A 22,842-nucleotide genomic window follows, 5' to 3' on the forward strand; every position below is an offset into this window, starting at 1 on the left:
CCAACGAGTGACACCGCCGGCTCTACAACCACGCCGTGAATGGAGAGCTGATCCCGAGAGCTTGACGGCATAGCAACGTGAGGTGTCTGCCTTCATGCGCCGACCCCGTCACGATCACCCGAACAGGAACCCTGTTCGATCACACCCGCTCACGCCCGGAATGCGGATGGCTTCTAACAAACCACCGCTAGCCCAGGGACCACTGCTGGTTGGTCTGCCCGTTGCAGGTCCACAGTTCGGCCAGAGCGCCGTCGGCGGTGGAGCCGCCGGTGACGTCCAGGCAGAGCCCGGACTGCACGCCGGTGACCGTGCCGTTGGCGTTGAGGTTCCACTGTTGGTTGGTCTGGCCGTTGCACGGCCAGATGGCCACCTTCGTGCCGGGGCTGGTGCCCCCGCCGTAGGCGTCCAGACACATCTGGCTGCTGCCGCTGTAGACGGTCAACTGGTTGGCGGAGGTGTGCGTCCAGATCTGGTTGGACCCGCCCAAGCAGTCCCAGATCTGCACCTGTGTGCCGCCTGTGGTCGAGGCTCCGGGCACGTCCAGGCACTTGCCCGCGCCGACCGCGTGCAGTTCGCCGCTGGCGGTGGTCGCGGTGCTGCCCCCGGCGACGCGGAACATCACCGTGCCGTGAGCCGGGACGTTCGCGCTGATGGTGCCGGTGGTGGTGGACGTCGCTCCGGTCCACAGATCGGTCAGGGTGTAGCTGGAGGCCCCAGTCTTGCCGATCGCGGCGGCCGTGGTGGAGATGGTGGCGGCGCTGCCGTTCTCGTTGAAGAGGGCGACCGACACGTCACCGTTGGCCAACGGCTTGGCCAGCACGTCGAGCCCGCCGGAGGCGGACACCTCGGTGCCCTGCTTGCCAAGGGAGTCCTGGTCCACCGCGATGATCCGCGGGTTGGTCAGCATGCCGAGCGTGCTGGAGCTGGCGTTGGCCAGGTTGGTGCCGCTGATCAGCGGGGCGGCCATCTCGGCCCAGAGGCTGATCTCGCTCTGGTCCTCGGTGGCGGACATGCCGTTGCCGACCTCGAGCATGTCCGGGTCGTTCCAGTGGCCGGGTCCGGCGTAGGAGGCCAGTCCCACGTTGCTGTGGAAGATCGACAGCATGCTGGAGTAGCTGGCGGTGATGTCACCGGTGGTGCGCCAGCTGTTGCCGACACCCGCACCCCAGGTCCACACGTTCTCCTGGCCCCAGTTGCACAGGCTGAACAGGATCGGCCGACCGGTGGCGGCCAGTGCGTCGCGCATCGCGGTGTAGCGGGTCTGCGCACTGATGCCCTGGTTGTAGCAGTTGTCATACTTCAGGTAGTCCACGCCCCAGGAGGCGAAGGAGTTGGCGTCGGTCGTCTCGTGGCCGAGGCTGCCGGGGTAGCCGGCGCAGGTCTGGGTGCCCGCTGACTCGTAGATACCGAGTTTCAGCCCCAGAGAATGGACATAGGCGGCGGTGCCGGAGATGCCGTCCGGGAACTTCGCCGGGTCCGGCACCAGTTGGCCGGCGGAGTTGCGGCTGCTGGTCATCCAGCAGTCGTCGATGTTGACGTACTGGTAGCCGACGGCCTGCATGCCGTTGTTGTGCATGGCCAGCGCCGTCGCCTTGATCAGGGACTCGGAGACGTTGCAGCCGTAGGCGTTCCAGTCGTTGAACCCCATCTGCGGGGTCCGCGCCAGGCCGTTGTCCAGGGCCTGCGCGGGTGCGGCCGTGGTGAGCGCCGAGACCGGCAGCAGCGCCAGGAACATCAGCACGGTGAGCAGTAGGCTGGCGGGGCGTCCGCGGGGCGGTGCGGTCGAAGGGCTACGGAGGATCATTCGTCGAGCTCCTGCCTGATAGGGTGTTCCGCCGGTCAGCCGAGGGTCCACTGCTGGTTGGACTGGCCGTTGCAGGCCCACAGTTCGGCCAGAGCGCCGTCGGCGGTAGAGGCGCCGGTGACGTCCAGGCAGAGTCCGGACTGCACGTCGGTGATGGTGCCGTTGGAGTTGAGGTTCCACTGCTGGTTGGTGCCGCCGTTGCAGTCCCATATCTCGACTTTGGCGCCGGCCGCGGTGCCGGCCGCATCGAGGCACTTGGCACCGCCGTAGACGGTGAGTTGCTTGGTCGAGGTGCTGGTCCAGGTCTGGTTCGTGCCGCCGTTGCAGTCCCAGATCACCGCCTGGGTGCCGTTGGTCTGCGAATAGCCGGGTACATCCAGGCACTTGCCCGACCCGATGGCGTGGATCGGACCCGTGGTGGCCGTGCCGGCACCACCGGTGCCGCCCCAGCCGTACTGGAGCCGGTCCAGGCCGGACTGGTTGTTGATGCTCAGTGAGTAGTTGGTGCCGGTGCCCTGGAGGGAGGTGATGGCGCAGGAGGCGTTCTCACAGGGACCAGGACCTTGCGTCTGGTTGGCGAACTTCACGCCGACCCAGAGGAGGGAGCCCATGCCTCGGTTGCGCACGGTGTCGGTGAGTGCGTAGAGGTATGACACGTCGTTGGTGCCGTCCCGCGGACCGTCATAGTTGACGCCGGTGTTCATGGGAGCGCCGAACTCGGTGAGGACGGCACGGCTGTCGTAACCGCACAGGGCGTTCTCGAAGCTGGTGACCCAGCCGGCCTCGTCGGGGTGGGTTTCTCCGCCGAGGGTGTACATGTGGATCGACAGCAGGGTGCCGGTCAGGCGCGAGTCGGCCCCGACGGTGCACAGGTTCTGGTCGGACCAGGCGCCCGGAACGATGATCCTGCCCCGCGGGACGCTGGGGTAGTGCGCCACCCAGGCCGCGGCCACGTCGGCCTCCTGGCTGGCGGTGTAACCCCAGGGCTCGTTCATGATGTCGAAGTAGAAGTTGCTCTTGCCGAGGTACTTGTTGATCACCACGTCCCACATTTGGTAGAAGGTCGTGGTGTCGCCGATGACGCCGTTCTGCAGCCAGGGGGCAAGGACGACGTTCATGCCCAGGTCACTGGCCGCGTCGAAGGCCGCGGTATAGCCGTTCCACCAACTGCCGGAGACGGTCGCCCGGTTGAACCCCATGCGGACGGTGTTGGCACCGAGTGCCTGGTAGCCCTTGAGGATCGAGGTGGCCTTCGCGTATGTGGTCGCGTAGCTGTCGGAGGTGGACAGGCCCACCGGTGTGATGTCGCCGGTGACGAAGTTGTCGTTCGGGTCGGCCCAGTTCAGGCCGTGGAACTGGTTGGTCGCGGCGTGCGCGCCTGGTCCGACACCGGCCTGGAGGCCGAGCACGGCCATCAGCAGGGCGGCGATCACTCCGATCGTCCTGAGAAGTCGGGTGCTCTGTCTGGCGAGTCGCACCGGTGCTCCTTAACTGTCCAAGGTTCTATTGCTGGTTGGCGCCGCCGCTGCAGTCCCCCGTCTCGACCTCGAGAGGTGACCGTTCGGTCTCTTCACGTTCACTCCGTCACGGTGCTTTGGCGCTGCCGGCCGCCGGTGGGGACGGCGGGCGGCCACGACGTGGTGGGTGACCGGCAGCCCGAGAGTCGGGTGCGCTCCCAAGGCGGTCTGCTCGACTGGATCAACTTGGAGCCGGGGTGAAGATGCGATCGCGCCGGCCAGAGGGGCGGCCGGTGCGATCCGGATTGCTCGAAGGGCTTGATGGCGGGCCGAGCGTATGGATGAGGGGTTTCGATCGTCAAGACTTTTGTCCTGTCTGGTGTTTGACCATGTTGGATTACGCGCCGTTGTCGCGGGCGTTGCGGGACTCGCGGTGAGGTCGTGGGCCGCTCGGAGCAAGGTGCGGGCGCCATGGTGGGGTGCCGATGCGGGGTCTCCGCCGTGCACTGGCTCGCGGGTGGTGGTTTCGGGCCGTGCGGCGACGTCGCCGGGGTCCGTGGCGGCGGCTTCGGGAGGTGGGTGCCCCCGGGGTGGCGAAGGCGGGCCTCTCTTTCGCCGTTAACACGCCGTTTTCAGCTGGTCGGGAAAGCGTCGGGTGCCGCGGGGTAGGCTGGTCGGTGGTGGGCAGTTGCGGTATGCGCGGGGACAGTGTGCTGGTCCAGCGCGACGAGGAGCAGGCCCTGGACAGGGCGCGATCGGCGGGTCGAGCACCGACAAACCAGACATGGGATGTCCGCGGGGCGACGCTGGCGAGGGAGAAAGTGGCGAACAGGCCATAGGAGCAGTGTCAACGGAACGAAAGCACGCAGAATTCGCCCCTGCGCCACCGATCCTGATTTCTGGTATTCATGGGATGTCCAAGACGGGGATCAGCGTGGTACCTGTACGAGTGCGCTTGTGGGGCCGGTTCGGGGCGACCGCTCGGTACAGGAGGGCCGGGGCAGACGGGGACGCCGTACAGGTTCGATGTTGTCAACGCTCACCGAGCAAGAGGCTCTCCACCCCACGCTTTCCTGACAGTACGTCAGGCGGCCCATGCCGACGGGACGGCACGACGGCCGAGCTGCTGACACAAGCGGCGATCAGCGCGTTGATTCAGCGCTCACTCGCAGAAGAGGACGCCTGCATGAGAAAGTCCTGGATTCTCCCCCTGCTCACACTTGTCACTGCCGCGCTCGGGGTGACGGCGACAGGTGTGACCCCCGCCTCCGCCGCCTCGAACACGCCCTTGCGGGTCATGCCGTTGGGCGACTCGATCACCTGGGGTGTGGGAAGCAGTACGGGCAACGGCTACCGGGGCCCGTTGTGGAACGAGCTTGCGGCGGACGGCCACCCGCTGGACTTCGTCGGCTCGGTGCGGAACGGCTCGATGTCCGACCCCGACAACGAAGGCCACCCCGGGTACCACATCAACGAGATCGCCGCACTCGCCGACGCCTCGCTGACTCGCTACCGGCCCAACGTCGTGACGCTGCATATCGGCACTAACGACCTCATAGGGGCCTCCGGGGCCAACGACGCCATCGCCGGGCTGAAGTCGCTGGTCAACCAGATCACCGCCGACGTCCCCGACGCGACCGTCCTCGTCGCCTCCCTGATCGTGTCCGCCAACACCTCGGAGGAGCAGTGGCGGGGCACGTACAACCAGGCCATCCCCCAGATCGTGAGCGACGCACAGGCCGCGGGCAAACACGTCGCATACGTCGACATGAGCAGCCTGACCCCGGCCGACCTGTCCGACCAACTGCATCCCAACGACGCGGGCTACCAGAAGATGGCCGACGCCTTCCACCGCGGCATCCGGTCCGCGGACAGCACTGGATGGCTGAAGAACCCCGCCCCCGCCCCCGCCCCCGTGCAGTCCGGCATCGCAGGCAAGTGCCTGGACGTCAACGGCGCCAACACCGCCGACGGGACCGCCGTCCAGATCTGGAGCTGCAACGGCGCCGCCAACCAGCTCTGGTCGCTCTACACCGACGGCACCCTGCGCTCCATGGGCAAGTGCCTCGACGCCGCCGGCGGCAACACCGCCAACGGCACCAAGGTGCAGATCTGGGCCTGCCACGGCAGTTCCAACCAGGTCTGGCAGCCCTACAACGGCGGCTACCGCAACCCCGTCTCCGGCCGCTGCCTCGACGATCCGGGCTTCTCCACCGCCGACGCCACGCAACTCCAGCTGTGGGACTGCAACGGCGGCTCCAACCAGCAGTGGACCACCCTGACCGCCGGATGACCCCGCTCCCGGGACCGGGAGCTTCCCGGGCGCGGTCCCGGGGGAACATCGGTGTCGGGCACCGCCAGCCACGCCGCACCCCGCCCGTGACCGAGGCGCACCTCGTGGAACCTCGCCGCAACCACCGGATCGGACCGGTTCGTCTGGCCGCCCGCACCGGAGTCGCCACGCTTGGTGCCGAGCAACCCGCCGTAGCCGGCCAGCCCCTCGGCCAGGTTCCAAAACGGGCTCAGCAGGTCGGACTGGGAGATCCCGAACAGCAAGGAGATCTGCCGCAAGGTGAGGTTGGTCCGCCAGTAGGTGACCACCAGCCGCACATGCGCGGTGGTCAACTCCCCCGCCCCACGCAAGTCGAGCAACTGCCGGACCGCCGCAGGCCGCAACTCATCCCGACGCCGCCCCAAGCCCGCCTGAGCAGTCTCCGAGGCGACATCCAGTCTCGTCGCCGGCGCCGACACCCACAAGGCGGGCGGACGGATAACGACACGGTGATCACGTACAGCCCCCAACAACGAACAGCGGTTACATACAGGTCAGTTCAGCCAGACGCATGACTGTGACGGACGCGTCTGATGCAAGGCTACGAGCCGCGCACCAGCCTCCCGCTCACCGCTCACTCGGGCGGGTGACAACAAAACGTTCCCGCCAGTTCGACAGACACATGTGCTACCGACCCTCGGGGCCACAACAGGCATCCGGACCAACCAGCACGTCACAACGTCAGCACCAGCCCCGCCCCACCCGACAACAACCGCCACAACTCCGCGCGCTCAGACGGCCCCACGAAGACAGAACGCAAAGGAGACACGGCGAACACGACACCGACTGACACGACTTCACGTCACACAGATTCGGAGAACAGTCACCATGACCGACCGGTCCAAAGGCTCTTGAACAGCACTAACACACCCACACGTCAGTGACACACAAAGCCGAACATTCCAGTGGCGTCCCCCGGCCTCTGTCCGGCCCGCAGCCACCCCATACCCGTTTGTGAGAGCGTTGCCCGCCGGGGTGCATCGGTTCGTCCTGTCAGGCGGGCTGGGGTTGCTGGAGTCCCTGGAGGAGCAGTTCGATCAATCGGCGAGGGTCGTAGCGCGGGTCGCTGTCGCGTCCGATGCACAGGTTGCCGATGCCGCGCATCAGCTCGTAGGGCTGCGTGCCGGGCCTGATGTCGCCGGCGTCGACCGCGGCGCCGAGCAGCTGCGCGCACACGGGTTCCAGGCGGTCGAGGAAGTAGGTGTGCAGCGCGGCGAAGCGGCTGCTGTCCGACTGCAGGGCGTCGGCGAGTCCGTGCTTGGTGATCAGGAAGTCGACGAAGAGGTCGATCCACTGACGGAGTGCCTCGAACGGAGAGTCGGCGCTGGCCAGCAGGCTTGGGCCTGCCTCGGCGCATGCCTCGATCTGGTGACGGTAGACGGCGGTGACGAGATCCGCCCGGGTCGGGAAGTGGCGGTAGATCGTCCCCATCCCGACGCCCGCTTTGGCTGCGATCTGGCGGATCGGCGCGTCGACGCCCGAGGTGACGAAGACCTCGGCGGCGGCGGTGAGCAGCGTCTGCTGGTTGCGTACCGCGTCGGCCCGCTTGGTTCGGGCCGACGCCTTCTCGCCAGGGTTCTCGGTGGACACGAGGCTTCCTTCCCGTGCGGTTGACAAAACGGAACATCGTTCCGAATAATAAGAGGAGCAGCGTTCCGCTTAAGGTTAGCTGAGGCCGGACGTGCCTGACCACTCGCCTGCCACCGCCCGGCTTGGTGCCGGCAACGGCGCAGGCTCCAGAAGGGAACCCCCCGCCATGACTGCATCCACCGACACCGCCGCCACCTTCGGCTCGCCCGCCCCCGTCCTGTCGTACAGCCCGGTGGTTCTGTCCGTGCCCGGACGGCCCGTGGACCTCCAGGTCCGTGTCTCCGCACCCGCGACCGGGACCGGCCTGCCCGTCATCCTGCTCTCCCACGGCCACGGCGGCTCCAACAACCTCTCCTCGCTGAACGGGTACGCGCCCATCGCCAATCTCTGGGCGGCAGCCGGGTTCGTCGTCATCCAGCCCACCCACCTCAGCTCCTGCACACTGAGCCGTCAGCTCGCCGACACCCCCGGAGCCCCCTTCTTCTGGCGCTCACGTGCCAAGGACATGAGCCACATCCTCGACCGGCTCGACGAGATCGAGAAGACCGTGCCGCAGCTCGCCGGGCGCATCGACCACGACAAGATCGCGGTCGCCGGGCACTCCCTCGGCGGCCACACCGCCGGCCTCCTGCTGGGCGCCCGCAGCGCCGACCCCGACACCGGGGAAGTAGTGAACCTGCTCGAGCCCCGGATCAAGGTAGGCGTGCTGCTGGCCGCACCGGGCAGGGGCGGCGACATCCTCAACGGACCGATGGCCGAGATGGTGCCGTTCTTCCACACCACCGACTTCTCCACGATGACCACACCCACCCTGGTTGTCGCCGGCGACCAGGACGACTCCAAGCACTTCACCGACGTCGGCCCCGACTGGCACACCGACCCCTACCGCCTCGCCCCCGCACCCAAGACCCTGCTCACCCTCTTCGGCGCCGAGCACCTGCTCGGCGGCATCTCCGGATACGACGCCGACGAGACCACAGACGAAAGCCCCGCACGCGTCGCCGCCCTCGCACGCCTCACCTCGGCCTACCTGCGCACCCAGTTCCAGCCCGACGACCACGCCTGGCAGGCGGCGTGCGAGGCGCTGACGACCGGGGCCGACCCGGCCGGACAAGTCGAATCCAAGTAGGCAGCCGCGGCGAAGCCCTACAGCGGGCGGTCCGCATCGTTGTCGCCGCCATCGTCGTCATCACCGACTGGGCCGCGCCCGTCCCACACAGGGACGTCGACGTTCCGCGTCGTCCAGAGAACCACGGCCTTCCCGCATTCGCACCGGTCCCGGGCGAGAACAGGGCGGTCCAGCCGGAGGCATAGCAGATGCCTCCGGCTGGACCGCCTTTGACTTGTATGGGGCCCGCGGCTACCCGTCTTCGTCGTTGTAGGAGCCGCCATCCCGCTGACCAGGTAATTCTCACCCAGTGACCAGCAATCCTCACTTCACTGTCCACACCCCGCCCCCTCGAAAACCACCCTAAACACCCCGCAATACAACACCAATCAACCCACTCAAGCGCATCCACCACCCCGGACACCGAAACGAGAACCACCCCGGACAACAGCGCGAGAACTCCCACCACCGCACTGACATCACGACACCGAACAACCACCGACAAAAACCCGCAGATCATCACGCGCGGACCACGCGGGCCTGAAACCGCGGCACGCCCGCCACGCGGCACCCCTTGGGCCCCGCCGCCGTCCTGCCGTCCCGTCTCGTATGCACGCGTGTGCTCGCGCACGAAGGAGATACGAGGAACGTGACACCAGCCGATACGGCTTCGGGTCTCCGCAGGTTCGGGAAACTGTCACCATGATCAATCGATCCAACCACCCCTGAACAGCTCCAACATGCCTACAGGTCAGTGACATCCGAAGCCGAACAACCCAGTGACATCACGGCCGAACCTCACAACGGCGCTGCGGGACCGGGGCGCGGGTCGTGCGCTACGCGCAGCGGTGGGACCGGGTCTGCGCACGGCATGCACGGTGGCAACCGGACGCGGACGCCGACCAGCCGCTGGAGGGACTGGATTTGCGGGGCCTGCCAGAGGTCGTGGCCGCGCGTCGGCCGGGGGGGGGCAGGTGTGGCGCGGGGTGCGGGGCGGGCTGGCGTGGAGGCGGAGCGGGTGTTCGCCCTGGCGTATGCGGTGGTGTGCCGCTGGTGGGACCAGGCCCTGTACTGGGAGCAGGAGAAGGTCTGGCCGCCCCGGCTGCACCAGGTCGCCGGCGGCGACGCCAGGAGTGACCTGGACCGGTGGCGGATCGCGGGACGGGATCCGGTGGTCTTCCCCGTGTGGCGGCATCTGCCGCTCACGGACATCCACCTGCACGCGCAGCTGGCGGCACAGGGCGCCGCGGCGGGCCGCAGGGACGCTACTGGGACATGCACGACCGGCTGCTGAGCCACCAGGGCGCGCCGCGTCTCGATCACCTGGGCGGGTACGCCGGGGACATCGGCCTGAATGTGGAGCGCTTCGAGCGGGACCTACGGCATCCCAAGGTCCTGGGCGCATCGCCGAGGACGTGGAGTCCGCAGACCTCAGCCAGGTGGCGGGGACGCCCACCTTCTTCCTGAACGGGCGCAGGCATCACGGTGCCTACGACATCGCAAGCCTCTCGGCGGCGGTGCGGGCCGCCCGGACCAGGGCGGCGCTCGTCACGCGCCGAGGTCCGCCGGCGCCGGGAATGCGGGGCCGGCGGATGCCGTTGTACATCTTGCCTGACATGCCCGGGTCAACCGGCTCGGGTGCACGTGAAAGGGGCACCTCATGGCACGCAGCACCACGCGGCCCGTCGTGAAGCTGAGGTCGACTGCCGGCACCGGCGTCACCTACGTGACCCGCAAGAACCGCCAGAACGACCCCGACCGGCTGGTCCTGCGCAAGTACGACCCGAAGGCCGGCGCCCACGTCCTCTTCCGCGAAGAACGCTGACCCCCGCCCCTGTCGCCCGGCACCCCGGGCGACAGGGGCACCCAGGAAGGACACCGTCATGAGGCATGGCATCCATCCCGTTTCCCGCCCCGTCCTCTTCCGCGACCGCGCGGCCGGCTTCGAACTGCTCGTCCCCTCCACCGCCGCCGCGCAGCACACGGTCCAGTGGAAGGACGGCAACACCTATCCCGTCGTCGACGTCGAGGTCTCATCAGCGAGCCACCCCTTCTACACCGGCACCTCCCGCGCCGTCGACACAGCGGGACGAATCCAGCGGTTCGAGCGACGCTACAAAAGCACCACTCGGGCCGGCCGCTGACCGCAGTGCCGTCGACGACGCCCCCGGTCCGACCGCACGGAAAGGAGACGGCCATGAAGGTACGCAAGTCGTTGCGCTCGCTCAAGAACAAGCCCGGCGCCCAGGTGGTCCGCCGGCACGGCGTGACACACGTGATCAACAAGAAGGACCCGCGCTTCAAGGCCCGCCAGGGCTGAAACACCGACACACACCGGCGGCCCGGCACCAGCAACACGGTGCCGGGCCGCTCCGCGTCCGGTGGGCGCGACATCGGTCGGGCCGGTCCCGCCGGCCGGCGGCCGTGGCTCCCCCACGCCACGTCGGCGGACGGACTGACCCCCGGTCCGGGGGCCGATCGTGCGGGCAGGTGTTCCGGCCGTGGGGAGCCGCCTGGGCCCCCGACACCCATACGCCCGGCCGGCGGACGGTGCCGCCAGACGATCGGCGGCGGCCTGCACGGGGCAGCGCACCCGCCGGAGCAGGAAGCACCCGCCAAGGCCGCCAAGGGCACCTCTGGGGCCTTCGAGCGGGGCATCGAGGCCCTCAGGGCGCCGTACAAGGCCCGTACGGGCTCTGTAGGGCCCATCAGCCGATCCCACGTAGAGACTCTGCCGGACAGGACCGAGATCAAACTCGGGGTGTTCCTGTCCAACGCCAAGACCAGGCGAGGGAAGCTCACCACCGAGCGGCTCCAGCAACTCGGACTCGACTGGGCGTAGAGGAGGGGGTCAAGTGGCCTGCGCCCTCCATGACATGTTCGTCTACTCAGCTTGGGCCAGGTGGAACCACTCGACTGACGTCTCAGCAAAACGCAGGGCAACTGTGCCCCACTTCCTGCACTTTCTCATCGCCATGTGACTTCCTTCCCTAAAGCCGATCTTGCGCCTCTCACCTCCTTCCAACAGCGATGCATCCTTGCTCCGGTTAGCCTCCCGAGGCTCCGGCTGCGCCGTCACCTCTGTGTCCGTCTCGTCCGCTTCGCAGACTTCCATAACGCTCCTGAACAGCTCCCATGCCGCATGGGCGGCCAGGAGGAGTAGGAGCAGCAACACCAAGACCATCAACCACGGAGTCGAACCCGTCACCATGGCCACAGCTCAGCAGACGAACATGTCAAGATAACTTTTATCATTTTACTGACATTTTGTCAACGCTGTTGGCTGCCGCATGCTTTGCCCACGGGCGGGGCTTCGACGACATAGGCATGGAGTCTCGTGTTGTCAGTACGGCAACAGGCCAGTCCGGAGCCCGAAAGCCCGGTGCGCGCCGCGAGCGAACCGCTAAGTTGAGGCCATGCCTGCCCGCTTCCACCGCATCGAGGCCCTTTTCGGCGGACTCCTCGACCAGATCACCTACGGTCAGCTGGAGGCCCTGGTCGGCAACGCGGACGCGTGCGAGGACGAGGACCTCGACTACAAGGCCACCCACTATGAGAGGGACAACAAGGCCGAACTGGCCAAGGACATCGCCGCGCTGGCCAACACACGCCTGCGCCAGATCCGCGCCATCGTGGCCTCTAACGTCAGACCCACACCAAGGATCGAACTGATCGCCAAAGAAGACGCCCCGGGCTCCAACCAGGGCATCCTCCTCATCGCGGTGCCACGGAGTCTGGACGCCCCCCACGCCGTCATTGAACACAACCAGGACCACCGGCTCGCGTACCCGCGGCGCGACGGCGACACCACCCGCTGGCTGACCGAGACGGAAGTCGCCACCGCCTACCGGCGCCGCTTCCAGCAGCTCAACGAACGAGGCGACCGCATCGTCCACGTCGACCAAGACGCGGAGAACACCGCCGACCACCTCGCGGAAGACATCCACATCCACGGCCAGGGAACGGCGCTCTTGACCCTGGCACTCGTGCCGGACATCCCCGGCGACATGGCCATCGACAACCACACCGTCCGGCACGTCACCGAGCAGGAACTGCACTCTGTCCCTCTGCTCGGGCGCGCCAACGAAACGTTCACCCAGTCCCGGGTCGGGCCACGCCGCATCATCCTCCTCGACCAGGAACAGCCCGCGAATCACGTCGCCGAACTCCACAGTGACGGCTCCGGATCCTGGGCCGTCACCCTGTCTGCCTGGCTGCTGGAGACCAGTGAGACCAACCCCTGGCCCCATGGCGCGGACACCGACGAGATCGTCACCCTGGTCATGTCCGGCCTGCGCCACCTCGCCCGACACGCCGTGACCCGCACCGGCGCCAGCGGAACCACAGCCATCCGCGCACGGCTCCTCAGCCGTACCCACACCCACTCACCCGTCGCACTGCCCGGCGGGCCCCGCTGGCAGGCCATCCACCTCGCCCACGAGCGACAGGTTCCCGGGCAACAGACCGCGCTCCGCGTCAGCACCACCGCCAACCGAACCGCCACCGGGCACGCTCACGCGCTTCTGGACGACCTCGCCGACGGCGGAACCGGCCTCGCCCAAGCCACCTCTCTCCTGCTCAGCGATCTCTTCCAGCACTACGGACTGGCCGAAGCCTCCCAAATCACCCGCGAAGGCACCATCAACACCTCGGCATGGGCCGAACCGGAGCGCAGCCGCATCACCGCCTGGGCAAACCAAGCCGGCGTCACCGCCAGCTGAGGGGATACTGCCGCAGGAGATCGAGGCTGCGGCATACGGCCGCTCCCGGCTATCGGACAGGCCAGGTCGTCAGGCAGCCAGACCGAGCTTGTTCAGCGCAGTGGTCCAGTCGGTGACGATGGCCTGCTGCGCGGCCTTCAGCGTGACCTTCCCGGAACAGACCGCGGTGTGCAGCTTCGTCTCCACCGGGTCCTTCAAGTTGGTCACCGTGCTCGCCTTGTGCCCCGGGTCGGCCGGCTCCACCCACAGATTGCGGGCGTCGTTCGGGTCACCGCCGAGCTGAAGGCTGAGGTCGTGGTCGTACTCCGCGTCGCCGAGACTGCCGGTATAGCCGTAGGAGGCGGCGTTCAGCCGCTTCTCCTTGCCGGTGATCGCCGCCGGCGGGCGGATGCCCTTGGTGTAGCCGCCCTTGCGGCAGATCGTCGTGGCCAGATTCGCCTGCGTCACCGCCGGCGACGTTGCACCCGGCGTGCACTTCAGATCCGGCAGCGGCTCACCCTTCTCGTACCGGCATTTGCAGCTGCCCGCAGGCGGCTGCTCCTGCACCGTATACGTCGACTGCGGACCCGCACCCACCGGAATCTCCCCACCGACCCCGCAGGCACCGCCGAACCTGAACCGGACGGCCCGGCGGCCGACGCACCGTTCTTCCCGGCACCCTTCGCTCCGGAATCCGACCCGGACGACGAACACCCCGCCAGCACAAGGCAGGACAGCACCACCAGCGGAACAGCGCGACCGAGCGAACCCATGACAACCCCTCACAGACGACCAACATCTGAGCAGATGCTCCCCCACGCCCACACAGCGCTACGCCCCGGGCCCCCGGGCGCACAGGCGCACGCCTCCTCACACCGTCGAGTCCCGCGAGCGCGGCGGGCTCGCTGCGTGGCAATGGCGATTCCCTTCGTCGGGCTGCTGTCAGACGGCTGTCTTCGAGGCCTGTCAGATGGGGCCCTGGCGGCTACGGGGGAAGCGCCCCTGCGCCGGTCACGGTGCACTCTCCTGCGACGTCTCGCTTGGTACTTGGCGACGGCGGCGCCGCTGGACGGCGTCGATCGCCCTCACGCTGCCCTCGCCGTCTTCGACCCGGGCCCGGTAGTTCTCCCAGTCACGGTCGGTCCAGTCATCCAGCCCGGGTGAAGGTGAGCAAGATGCAGGGCCCGGCCGAGTACACGGCCGGGCCCCTAACCGAGCGCCGGGCAGGCCTTGCACCTGCATTTCCCCGCAGGAAGCGGACCGTCTTTCCTTGGACCACCAACGCAGCACCAGCCGCCCGAACTTGCGGCGACCAGCTCAAGATCAACTATAGCGCACGGGAACGTGACGCGCTCGCGGCCTGGACCCCGACCCCTGAGGAGGCGGGTGGCAGAGCCTGTACAGACCGCGCCCGCGGGGTGTGATGGCGGAAGCGATCCAGGTAGTAGGCGCGGCGGCTGCTGTGTCCATCGGGACTGGCGGAGGTCCGGGCGGCGGTGGCGGTTTTCCAGCACACGGCGACGGCCTCTTCGAAGAAGGTGGACGCGGACTCGGGCTCGTGTCCGGCTGCGGTCACTTCGACGAGCAGCCGCTCGGGCTCCTGGACGGCGTCGGTGACAGGCGTGCGTTCGGCGGGACTCTCCGGCGCGGGCCGGTTGGGCAGCCCCTCCTCCGGCCCGTTCTGCGTTCGGGAGGAGGTTGGCTGGGGTGCAGATGACGGCGGAACCGCGGGGCAGGTGGGGGATGTCGCGGCGACGATGATTTCCAGGTGTTCGGCGAAGTTGGGTCCCGGCACGGGGATTTCGAGGTCGGGGTGGATGTCGTAGCCGATGGCGACGGCGGTGGCGACGAAGTCGATGACCGCGGTCGCGGTCGGGGTGTGCCGGCGGGGCGTGGTGTGGGTGAGGCGGCTGAGGATGCGCAGGACGGTGGGCAGGCTCCTGTCGGCGGTGACCATGCGGTACGCCGGAGCGTCGTCGCCGACCGCATCATCGGCATCGGGTGTGCAGGCCCCGGCCTGGGCCTGCCACAGTGCGGCAGCCTGGGCGTCACCGCAGGACGGGGGTTCGTCACCGGCGCCGGCGGCGTACTGCCACCAGAAGCGGGCGCCGTCGTCGGCGCCGGCGAGTTGGAGGGCGCAGCCGAGGATCCAGGCGGTCCGTGGCTGGGGCAGCTGGTCGGTGAGGAAGTCGGCGAGCTGATCGGGTGTGCAGCGTGCGAGGACTGCCTGGCACAGGGAGGTCAGGCGCTGCGCGGCGTCGTCGTCGGCGACGTCGGGTCCGTCACCGTCTCACAGCAGCCAGCCGCCGTCGGTGAATGCGGGATAGGCGATGTCGTCGTACGGGACGACGTCGGAGGGGATTTGAGGATCGGGCAGCAGCCGGGACTTGGCGAGAAGGTCGTCGATGATGCTCATGGCCGGGGTGATCACTCCAGGGTGTCGGTGGGGAGGTTGAGGCCGTTCAGCGCCCCTCGGGCGTAGCGGTCCAGGCTGTGGGTCATGGCGGGCGTCAGGCCGACGATGCCGGGCACGGCGTCGGGGTGGACGTCGCACAGGTGGCGCAGGACGATGACGTCCATCTGGTCCTGGGGCAGCCGGGCGATCGCGTCCAAGAAGCGCGCCATCGTGCCCGAGACAATCGTCGTCGACCGGGGCAAGGTCTTCGTCTCCGCCGCGTTCACCGCCGCCTGCGAAACCCTCGGCATCAGCGTCCAGCCCTCCCCACCCCACGCCCCCACCGCCAAAGGCATCGCGGAGCACGCCTTCGGCACCATCAACGCACTGTTCTGCCAGCACCTGCCCGGCTACACCGGATCCGACGTCACCCGCCGCGGGGCCGAAACCGAGCGAGAAGCCTGCTACAGCGTCGCCCAGCTGCAGGACCTCCTCGACGAATGGCTGGTCCACTACCACCACCGCCCCCACGAATGCCTGCGCCACCCGATGATGCGCCGCAAGGCACTCACGCCGAACCAGATGTGGGCCGCGCTGGTCGCCGTCGCGGGTACGTGCCGGTCCCGCTGACCGGCCACGACTACCTTGAGCTGCTGCCCGTGCGCTGGCAGGCCATCACCGCCTCCGGTATCCGCATCCACCACCGCACCTACGACGCGGACCTCCTCGCCCCCTACCGCGGCCGCCTCTCCCCCATCGCCGGACGGGGCGCGAAATGGGAGATCCACTACAACCCCCACGACGTCCGAAAGATCTGGGTCCGCCTGCCCGACGGCCACCTCACCGAAGTCCCCTGGATCCACCGCGACCACGTCCACCAGCCGTTCAACGACCGCACCTGGCAGCACATCAAACCCTCGCCCTGCACAGCAACCACGGCGACGCCGACAGTTACGAAGCCGACCTCGCCGACGCCCTCGACCAGCTCATGCGCCGCATCGACAGCGGCGACGCCACCAAGACCGAACAGGCCCTCATGGCCCGCACCACAGTCGCGCTCCCCACAGCCCGACACTCACGACACAACACCGGTCAGCACGCCGGCGACCCAGCACAGACAGCGAGGACGACAGCATCGACGACCTCGACGACCAGCCCGACGACGACTCCCCCACCGCCACGGCCACCGGGTTCGGGCTCTACGACGCACACGAGGAAGCCGACAAGTGGTGAACACCCCACACCCCAGGACCCCGGACCCGAGCAACGCACCCATCAGCACGGGCAACAGCGGTGCGGCTGAGCCGCCCTGGCCGCTGACCACCTGGCAAGGCTGGCAGCGCTTCGCCACCACCGACCCCGTCACCCCGCCCCAGCCCGACGACCCGCCCCGCAGCATCGAAGAACGCCTGGCCTACCACTCCAGCTTCGTCACCATCCGCACCCCCGCCATCAGCCAGCTCGCCGCCCAGGTCCGCACCCTGATGATCCTCGGCCGCCACCAACAGGCCACCGCACGGCCCTCCCTGATCGTCACCGGCCCCGCCGCAGCCGGCAAAACAACCGCGCTCCTCCACGTCGGCCGCGCCTGCCACCTCGCCCGCACCCGCGAAAACCCCGCATCGCCCGGATCAGCCCACGCTGCGGTACCCGTCGCGTACGTCCTCGTCCCGCCCGGCGCCACCGCGAAAACCCTCATCACCGAGTTCGCCCGCTACCTCGGCATCCCCGTCACCGCCCGCATGGCCCAGACCCAGCTCACCGACGCCGTCTGCCACACCTACACCCAGGCCGGCGTCCAACTCGTCCTCATCGACGAAATCCACCGCCTCGACCCCCGCACCACCACCGGAGCCCAAACCGCCGACCTCATCAAAGACCTCACCGAACGCCTGCCCACGACCTTCGTCTACGCAGGCATCAACGTCACCGACACACCCCTCTTCAGCGGGACACGGGGTGCCCAACTCGCCGGACGCGCCACCCTCATCACCTGCGGCCCCCTCCCCGCCCGCCACGGCACCCACCACCCCTTCACCGACGTCATCACCGACATCGAAAACAACCTCGACCTCCAACGGCACAAACCCGGCACCCTCCCCCGCCACGCCCCCTACCTCCACCAGCGCACCCGCCGGCCGCATCGGATCCCTCACCCGCCTCATCCGCCAAGCCGCCAAGCCGCCATCACCGCCATCCACGACGGCACCGAAAAAATCACCAAGGCATCACTCGAAGCCATCCGCCTCGACCACCTCGCCGAAACCCACCACCGCCCCCGCACCCGAACCCGCTAACCCCACCCGCCGAGCAATCAGAACAGCCCCGACCAGCACAAACACACACCGGGCCCTTACACGCTGGCAACACCTTCAACGAGCCCAGCCCCACTCAGCGAATAAGACACAACCCCAGCTCACACACCCCACTCCCCCCTCGAACCAACCACCCAGACCTCTCAACCAATCAGCAACACACCAGGCCAACCACCACCGCATACATCAACAAACCCCCCACCGAACGTCACCCACACCGAGAACGGACAGCCCCACAACCGCCGCCACCACCGCGACGCGCTGGAACTTACCCATGAACAGACCCCTTCGTCACCCAGGCCGAACATCCGGACCGATTACATAGAGTGAGATTATCTGCACAAATCGTAATCATCGAGGATCCACACCCCACATGTCCCCGCCACCACCCACCCACCGCCCCAGCCCCCACCAGACACCACAACACGCCGACGCCTCAGCGCAGCTTCCCCACGGCCGCGCCGGCGGCCGCTACCGCTGCCTGGCCTGTGGCCACCGGCTGATCCTGCAGTGGCCTTCGAGCCCCGCCTCCCGCTTCACACCCCGCTTCCGCCACGACACCGTCTCCTCCGGTGCCGACCATTGCCCGGCCCCCGCCCAGCACCAGGCCAACATCCAGGCCGACCTCACCACGATGCTCGCCCTGCGCGACCAGCTGCTGCGCGTCCTGCCCCAGGCGAACCTGAGCCTGCGCATCGACGCCGAACTCACCGGAGAGCGCAGGGATATACCACCCGCACTGATCGTGCGCCGCGGCGAGCACGTCGTCGTCCTGGAGCGACCGCGTCGCCTGCTCACGCCGGCCGCCGTCACCCGCCGCCTCACCCAGGCGCACACCCAGCACCCGGCCCTTTCCGCGCATTGGTGGGTGTTCGACCGCGACGACCCGATGAGTATCGTGGCGAACTCAAAACCAGGCCATGGACTCGCCGGAGTTCCGGACACGCGGCCAGGATGCGGTCGAGACGTTCGCGTACGTCCGGGTGTCTTTCGACGGATTCGATGCTTTCGCCGTCCGAAGCCCGTCCGCTTACTCACAGGCATCAGGCGGGACGTGCGGGTCAACGGTCGCTGTCCCTTCGAGACGAGCACCCGCCTGCGGGGAGTCCGCCGGCTGCAATTCCAGATCCCGTGCTTGGCGCAGTAGGCGGTGAGCAGTGCGCTCGCTGACGTAGAGAGCACCCGCGACGGCCCTCGCAGTGTTAGCCTTCCTCGCTCGTGCCTCGGCCTGCACGCGCAGCGCTGTCCGCATCTGTTCGATGCGCTTGCCGCCTTCCGGGCCGATCAGATCCACGATGGCAGCGGCGAGGGGGTCATGGGGAATCACCGGGCACAGGGGCCCCTTGCTGGCCGGAACAGTCTCGATCCCCCGCCGGGCAAGGGCGGCCAGTCCGCATGCGAGCACCAACCGGAACGTCTCGGCCGGGTAGGTGTAACAAAGGCAGTCGTAGCGCATGACCGGCTCGTCGGTGAGGGTCACAACGATGCCAGGAGCAATCGTGGCGCGGAATCTCACTGTCAGGTCTGGCATCACGACCGCAAGATCCACTTCGCCCGGCACCACAAGCCCTTCCCCGACTGGGATGGGCGACTGCGCCCCAACACTGCAAAGCCGCTCGGCCCCGGTTGGGAACGAGTAGACCAGCGTGCTCACGCGCGCCTCCTTTGGGGCTCCCGTAACGCCTGATCGATGCCACCAGAACGCGATTTTCCTGGCAGTCCGACACCGATGCTATCCGCCCAATTGACGTGAAAGATGGGGGCGTTGAATTCATCAAGCGCAGCCCCAGGCGGGGCGCGGGGCTGCCCCGTGGCCCTCCGCCGTGCTGCTGGCCCGGAGCCGCCGGGCGGAATCCGATCACCAGGAGAATCTGTGAAGACCGACCAAATCCTGCTCGCACTCATCTTCGCCGTGGCGATCCTCTCGGCCGCTGCCGTAGGGGCCATCGCGCTGATGAAGCCGCGCGTCGTGCCAGCACTGACCTTGGCGGCCGCCGTCGGCTTCGGCGTGGCGACCCTCCTACTCGCCACATCGTGAGTAAGGCAGTGCTGAAAAGGGCCGGGCCGGGCCCCGAAAGATGATGGCTGGTATCCCGCAGCCGGTGGTGTGTCGGGCTTCGGGGTCAGATCTCTCCGGCAGCGAGCCAGGCAGCAGCTTCGGCGTCGGTCAAGAGGAGCGTCTGCGCCTGTCGAGCGGTGCCGTCCCGGATGACGTGAGCGCGGCGGGGCGGGACCGGCTATCGGGGCAAGCTGCTGCCAGATGGCGACGCCCCGCGTGTCGTCCTCCCCACGGTGCCCGGCACGTTTTCCGTCACACCTCGTCACCCTTGATACTCAGCTGCGCCCGGTTCCCGTGGAAGTGGACCCAGCCCATGACCAGGCGGAAGCGCTGGTGCGCCTCCAGGCGTTCCAAGTGTGCCGGCTCCTGGCCACGCTGCACCTGGGCCTCACCGGAGGCCACGAGTTCGGTGAGGGCGATACGGACGTCGTCGGCATCCTGGCTGGTGGCACCCTCCAGTCGGTCCACGGAGGTGAGGATCTCCTGCGGCCCGCCGAAATCGTCAACCAAGTGGTTGATCAGGCCGTCGACGAGCGGACCGGTGCGCATTGCCCAGCGGACCCGGTCGAGCCGCTTGGCGAGGTCGGCGCCCAGGAGCAGCAGGTCACCAGGCAACGGCAGCGCGGCGGGCATCGACCACCGGGTGCCGTCCGTGGTGCGCGTTCGCCACCGCCCTGAACGCCTCCCTCGTCCGGCAGAACCCACGCACGGACGGCCAGCTCCCGACAACACCCTGACCCAGAACGACGTGCGAGCACCGCGCCGTAGCGGCGACTGGTCGCGCTTGTCAGCCGCTGGCAGGCAGACAGACGGGTTCATGGCAGCCTGATCAACCGCAGGCTGCCATGCGAGCCGGTGGCACGGTAGGCGACACCGTACTGGCGGCCGAACCGGTTGGCCTCGGCGAGCGAACCGCCCATCGAGCGCAGGTAGAAGGCGTAGGCCACCGAGGCGATCTGCTCCTCGGTCAGATGCAGAACCCACAGACTGCCGAGCTGGCGCGCGGTACACACCTTGTCGGCCAGGCCCTCGGCTGGCGGTGCATGCCACTCCCGCCGCCAACGCCGCACCGACCGCGACGTCACCCGAAGCTCCCGCGCGACGGCCTCGGCGTTCTGCCCACGAGCGAACCGCTCGGCCGCCTCAAGACGCACCCGCTCTCACTTTTCCTGCTCCTTGGGCGTCAGCCCGCCCCCATGCGCGTACCGCATGACGACGTCGTACCGCAACGATCAAGAACGTCACGGGCCACCGGACTCCACGAGTTCAAGCTGAGTAACGGTAGTTCGTTAAATCCGGCGGTGGTGTGGGTTGACGTCAGGTTGGGTTGGTCGTAGGCCGGTGGGAGGAGTCAACTGCTTTGCTGGGGGCTGAAGATGACCGCTCGCCGTCCGTGTCCGCCTGCGCCGGGGCCGTTGGAGGACTACGCGGCCCGGTTCGACGACCTCTTCTTCAGCCTGGCCCAGCGGCGGGGCTTTCGCGAGTACCTGGCCGGACTGCTGACGCCGCGGGAGCGGAACAAGACGATCACCCGTCTGGCCGGGGCGGAGCCGGTGGCGGGCGCGGGGATGCCGAGGGTGCAGCGGTTGCAGTTCTTCCTGTCCGAGTCGCCCTGGGAGGTCGAGCAGGTCAACGACCGGCGGCTTGAGCTGCTGCGCGAGCAGCCGGCGACCGCTCCGCATGACGGCGGGGTCATCGTGGTCGACGATTCCGGGGATCGCAAGGACGGCATGGCCACCGCGCACGTGGGCCGTCAGTGGCTGGGCCGGCTGGGCAAGACGGACAACGGCATCGTCACGGTGACCACGGTGTGGACCGACGGCCGCGTGTACTACCCGCTGCACGCGACTCCCTACACTCCTGCCCACCACTTCGCCCGCGGCCGCTCGGATCCGGCTTTCCGCACCAAGCCGCAGCTGGCTGCTGCCCTCGCGGTCCGCGGGAAGGAGGCGGGCTTCGGCTGCCGGGCGGTGGTCGCGGACTGCGCCTACTCCGTCAGCGACGACTGGTACCTCGCACTGCGCGAAGCCGGCCTGCCCTACGTAGTAGCCCTCAAGCCGCGCAACGGTGTCTGGGCCCCGGCCCACGAGCCGCACACACCCATCGAAGCCGCACACGCCCTGACCTGGCAGGATGCCAAGCATCCCGGCGACTGGACGGCTGTGGAGCGTCACTTCCGCGACGGGCACACCGAGACCTGGTGGGCCGCTGATGCCCGCCTGGGCGGCTACGGACCCGACTCACCCTGCCGGCTGGTCGTAGCCACCACCGAACCAGCCACGCTGCCGGAGAAGGCCACCTGGTACCTGGCCACCAACCTGCCTCACCCCGACGCACCCCACGCCACCACAGGCCCACACCCGCCGTCCGACCTCGCCGAGATCGTCCGCCTCTACGGCCTGCGGCCATGGATCGAGCAGAGCTACAAACAGACCAAGGACGAACTCGGCTGGGCCGACTTCCAAGTCCGCTCCGACCGCGCCATCCGCCGCCACCAGACCCTGGTCAACTGCGCCTTCTCCTTCTGCTGGGATCAGTGGTTCGCCCCACCGGGACCCCTGGACGCCACCGCGCCGGACCCGTGCCCCGACGAGGGCCCAGAGAAGGGGCCCAGGCATACCCCTCCAGCAACCGCCCTGCTGGCCAAGGGCCTTACGAGCCATCCGCTCCTGGCTCACCCCCGCCATCACCCTCACCCGATGGTGGCGAGCCTGGACGGACACCGACCCACCCTGCGAACTCCAGGCCCTGATCGACGCGGTCACCACGGGACACGGCATCGACCTCTACCTCCGGATTTAACGAACTACCGATAGGTGACTCCCGTGGGCGGCGTGGGAGGCATCGGCCTTGCGCCCTCCACCGCACCACAGCCTCGGTGTCCTGTCTCAATGAAGTTAGGCCTCCGCATGACGGTGACCTGTGTGGACTGAGTTGGATGAGACAGGTCGACTCGGTTCGTTGAGACGAAAGGCCGGAGCCGGCCCGTGGGGACTCAGAGGACACCTCAGTGGGGGCCGGGCGGCCACAGCCCCCACCCCCCCCCCAAACCAGGAGGAAAAAACAACACCACGCGGGGACC

The 22,842-nt window shown here is 68.2% G+C and carries 21 protein-coding genes and 3 pseudogenes; 12 read left to right on the forward strand and 12 right to left on the reverse strand.

Features of this window, described 5'->3' with window-relative positions; all coding sequences use genetic code 11:
• Positions 1-187: 187 nt before the first annotated feature.
• Together ACH47Z_RS45335 and ACH47Z_RS45340 are read right to left on the reverse strand one after the other, a co-directional pair.
• The gene (locus tag ACH47Z_RS45335; RefSeq protein WP_399085980.1) at positions 188-1,735 is read right to left on the reverse strand and encodes a glycoside hydrolase family 27 protein; all 1,548 of its coding nucleotides are present in this window, start codon (positions 1,733-1,735) and stop codon (positions 188-190) included.
• 104 nt (positions 1,736-1,839) lie between these two features.
• Entirely contained in the window at positions 1,840-3,282 is a 1,443-nt protein-coding gene (locus ACH47Z_RS45340) for a ricin-type beta-trefoil lectin domain protein (RefSeq protein WP_399085927.1), read from the reverse strand.
• A gap of 1,165 nt (positions 3,283-4,447) precedes the next feature.
• On the opposite strand from ACH47Z_RS45340, the gene ACH47Z_RS45345 reads away from it, so the two are divergent.
• Positions 4,448-5,554, forward strand: coding sequence for a ricin-type beta-trefoil lectin domain protein (locus tag ACH47Z_RS45345; RefSeq protein ID WP_399085929.1), 1,107 nt, complete (start codon positions 4,448-4,450; stop codon positions 5,552-5,554).
• Between the two features lie 209 nt (positions 5,555-5,763).
• Here ACH47Z_RS45345 and ACH47Z_RS45350 read toward each other — a convergent pair.
• Together ACH47Z_RS45350 and ACH47Z_RS45355 are read right to left on the reverse strand one after the other, a co-directional pair.
• Positions 5,764-5,871 (reverse strand): annotated as a pseudogene (locus ACH47Z_RS45350) (transposase family protein); the annotation flags it as partial.
• Between the two features lie 715 nt (positions 5,872-6,586).
• Entirely contained in the window at positions 6,587-7,183 is a 597-nt protein-coding gene (locus tag ACH47Z_RS45355) for a TetR/AcrR family transcriptional regulator (protein ID WP_399085932.1), read from the reverse strand.
• A gap of 166 nt (positions 7,184-7,349) precedes the next feature.
• On the opposite strand from ACH47Z_RS45355, the gene ACH47Z_RS45360 reads away from it, so the two are divergent.
• The 6 genes and pseudogenes from ACH47Z_RS45360 (at position 7,350) to ACH47Z_RS45385 (ending at position 13,012) form a co-directional block, all read left to right on the forward strand.
• On the forward strand, positions 7,350-8,312 hold the full coding sequence (locus ACH47Z_RS45360) for an alpha/beta hydrolase family protein (RefSeq protein WP_399085935.1): 963 nt from the start codon (positions 7,350-7,352) through the stop codon (positions 8,310-8,312).
• Between the two features lie 1,162 nt (positions 8,313-9,474).
• Positions 9,475-9,982 (forward strand): annotated as a pseudogene (locus tag ACH47Z_RS45365) (DsbA family protein); the annotation flags it as partial.
• Entirely contained in the window at positions 9,952-10,116 is a 165-nt protein-coding gene (gene rpmG / locus ACH47Z_RS45370) for a 50S ribosomal protein L33 (RefSeq protein WP_225102430.1), read from the forward strand. The pseudogene ACH47Z_RS45365 and the gene rpmG, both read left to right, overlap by 31 nt.
• Before the next feature lie 58 nt (positions 10,117-10,174).
• Positions 10,175-10,435, forward strand: a complete 261-nt coding sequence (locus ACH47Z_RS45375; RefSeq protein WP_399085938.1) for a type B 50S ribosomal protein L31 — start codon at positions 10,175-10,177, stop codon at positions 10,433-10,435.
• Between the two features lie 53 nt (positions 10,436-10,488).
• Positions 10,489-10,611 (forward strand): type B 50S ribosomal protein L36, encoded by a 123-nt coding sequence (ykgO, locus tag ACH47Z_RS45380; RefSeq protein ID WP_399085942.1) that lies wholly within the window; start codon positions 10,489-10,491, stop codon positions 10,609-10,611.
• Positions 10,612-11,707: 1,096 nt separating this feature from the next.
• The gene (locus ACH47Z_RS45385) at positions 11,708-13,012 is read left to right on the forward strand and encodes a helix-turn-helix domain-containing protein (protein ID WP_399085945.1); all 1,305 of its coding nucleotides are present in this window, start codon (positions 11,708-11,710) and stop codon (positions 13,010-13,012) included.
• Between the two features lie 69 nt (positions 13,013-13,081).
• Here ACH47Z_RS45385 and ACH47Z_RS45390 read toward each other — a convergent pair whose 3' ends face one another.
• The 4 genes from ACH47Z_RS45390 to ACH47Z_RS45405 form a co-directional block, all read right to left on the reverse strand.
• On the reverse strand, positions 13,082-13,459 hold the full coding sequence (locus tag ACH47Z_RS45390) for a hypothetical protein (RefSeq protein WP_399085948.1): 378 nt from the start codon (positions 13,457-13,459) through the stop codon (positions 13,082-13,084).
• An 859-nt stretch (positions 13,460-14,318) separates the two neighbouring features.
• Positions 14,319-14,948: a hypothetical protein gene (locus ACH47Z_RS45395; RefSeq protein ID WP_399085951.1), complete on the reverse strand. Its 630-nt coding sequence runs from the start codon at positions 14,946-14,948 to the stop codon at positions 14,319-14,321.
• A gap of 333 nt (positions 14,949-15,281) precedes the next feature.
• Positions 15,282-15,407, reverse strand: coding sequence for a hypothetical protein (locus ACH47Z_RS45400; RefSeq protein ID WP_399085954.1), 126 nt, complete (start codon positions 15,405-15,407; stop codon positions 15,282-15,284).
• Between the two features lie 11 nt (positions 15,408-15,418).
• Positions 15,419-15,616, reverse strand: coding sequence for a hypothetical protein (locus ACH47Z_RS45405; RefSeq protein ID WP_399085957.1), 198 nt, complete (start codon positions 15,614-15,616; stop codon positions 15,419-15,421).
• 1 nt (position 15,617) lies between these two features.
• On the opposite strand from ACH47Z_RS45405, the gene ACH47Z_RS45410 reads away from it, so the two are divergent.
• The 3 genes and pseudogenes from ACH47Z_RS45410 to ACH47Z_RS45420 all read left to right on the forward strand — a co-directional run bounded on the left by ACH47Z_RS45410 (position 15,618) and on the right by ACH47Z_RS45420 (position 17,683).
• Positions 15,618-16,016, forward strand: coding sequence for a hypothetical protein (locus ACH47Z_RS45410; RefSeq protein WP_399085959.1), 399 nt, complete (start codon positions 15,618-15,620; stop codon positions 16,014-16,016).
• A pseudogene (locus tag ACH47Z_RS45415) lies at positions 15,920-16,165 on the forward strand (hypothetical protein); the annotation flags it as partial. The gene ACH47Z_RS45410 and the pseudogene ACH47Z_RS45415, both read left to right, overlap by 97 nt.
• Positions 16,166-16,612: 447 nt before the next feature.
• A complete protein-coding gene (locus ACH47Z_RS45420; protein WP_399085983.1) occupies positions 16,613-17,683 on the forward strand; it encodes a TniB family NTP-binding protein in 1,071 nt (356 codons plus the stop codon).
• Positions 17,684-18,137: 454 nt separating this feature from the next.
• Here ACH47Z_RS45420 and ACH47Z_RS45425 read toward each other — a convergent pair whose 3' ends face one another.
• Together ACH47Z_RS45425 and ACH47Z_RS45430 are read right to left on the reverse strand one after the other, a co-directional pair.
• Entirely contained in the window at positions 18,138-18,545 is a 408-nt protein-coding gene (locus ACH47Z_RS45425; RefSeq protein ID WP_399085962.1) for a hypothetical protein, read from the reverse strand.
• A 186-nt stretch (positions 18,546-18,731) separates the two neighbouring features.
• Positions 18,732-19,355 carry a hypothetical protein gene (locus ACH47Z_RS45430; protein ID WP_399085965.1) on the reverse strand — a complete coding sequence of 208 codons (624 nt, stop codon included), beginning with the start codon at positions 19,353-19,355 and terminating at the stop codon, positions 18,732-18,734.
• Between the two features lie 219 nt (positions 19,356-19,574).
• Here ACH47Z_RS45430 and ACH47Z_RS45435 point away from each other — a divergent pair, with 219 nt between their 5' ends.
• Complete coding sequence (locus ACH47Z_RS45435) at positions 19,575-19,739, forward strand: hypothetical protein (protein ID WP_399085968.1); 165 nt, start codon at positions 19,575-19,577, stop codon at positions 19,737-19,739.
• 273 nt (positions 19,740-20,012) lie between these two features.
• On the opposite strand, the gene ACH47Z_RS45440 is transcribed toward ACH47Z_RS45435, so the two are convergent.
• Entirely contained in the window at positions 20,013-20,579 is a 567-nt protein-coding gene (locus ACH47Z_RS45440) for a DUF6042 family protein (RefSeq protein ID WP_399085971.1), read from the reverse strand.
• Positions 20,576-20,914 (reverse strand): DUF6417 family protein, encoded by a 339-nt coding sequence (locus tag ACH47Z_RS45445; RefSeq protein WP_399085974.1) that lies wholly within the window; start codon positions 20,912-20,914, stop codon positions 20,576-20,578. Before ACH47Z_RS45445 ends, ACH47Z_RS45440 begins: the two co-directional genes overlap by 4 nt.
• Before the next feature lie 261 nt (positions 20,915-21,175).
• Between ACH47Z_RS45445 and ACH47Z_RS45450 the strand changes: the two genes are divergently transcribed.
• The gene (locus ACH47Z_RS45450) at positions 21,176-22,576 is read left to right on the forward strand and encodes an IS701 family transposase (RefSeq protein WP_399085977.1); all 1,401 of its coding nucleotides are present in this window, start codon (positions 21,176-21,178) and stop codon (positions 22,574-22,576) included.
• Positions 22,577-22,842 lie beyond the last annotated feature (266 nt).

The organism is Streptomyces sp. NPDC020192, assembly GCF_044388685.1.
Taxonomy (GTDB): Bacteria; Actinomycetota; Actinomycetes; order Streptomycetales; family Streptomycetaceae; genus Streptomyces.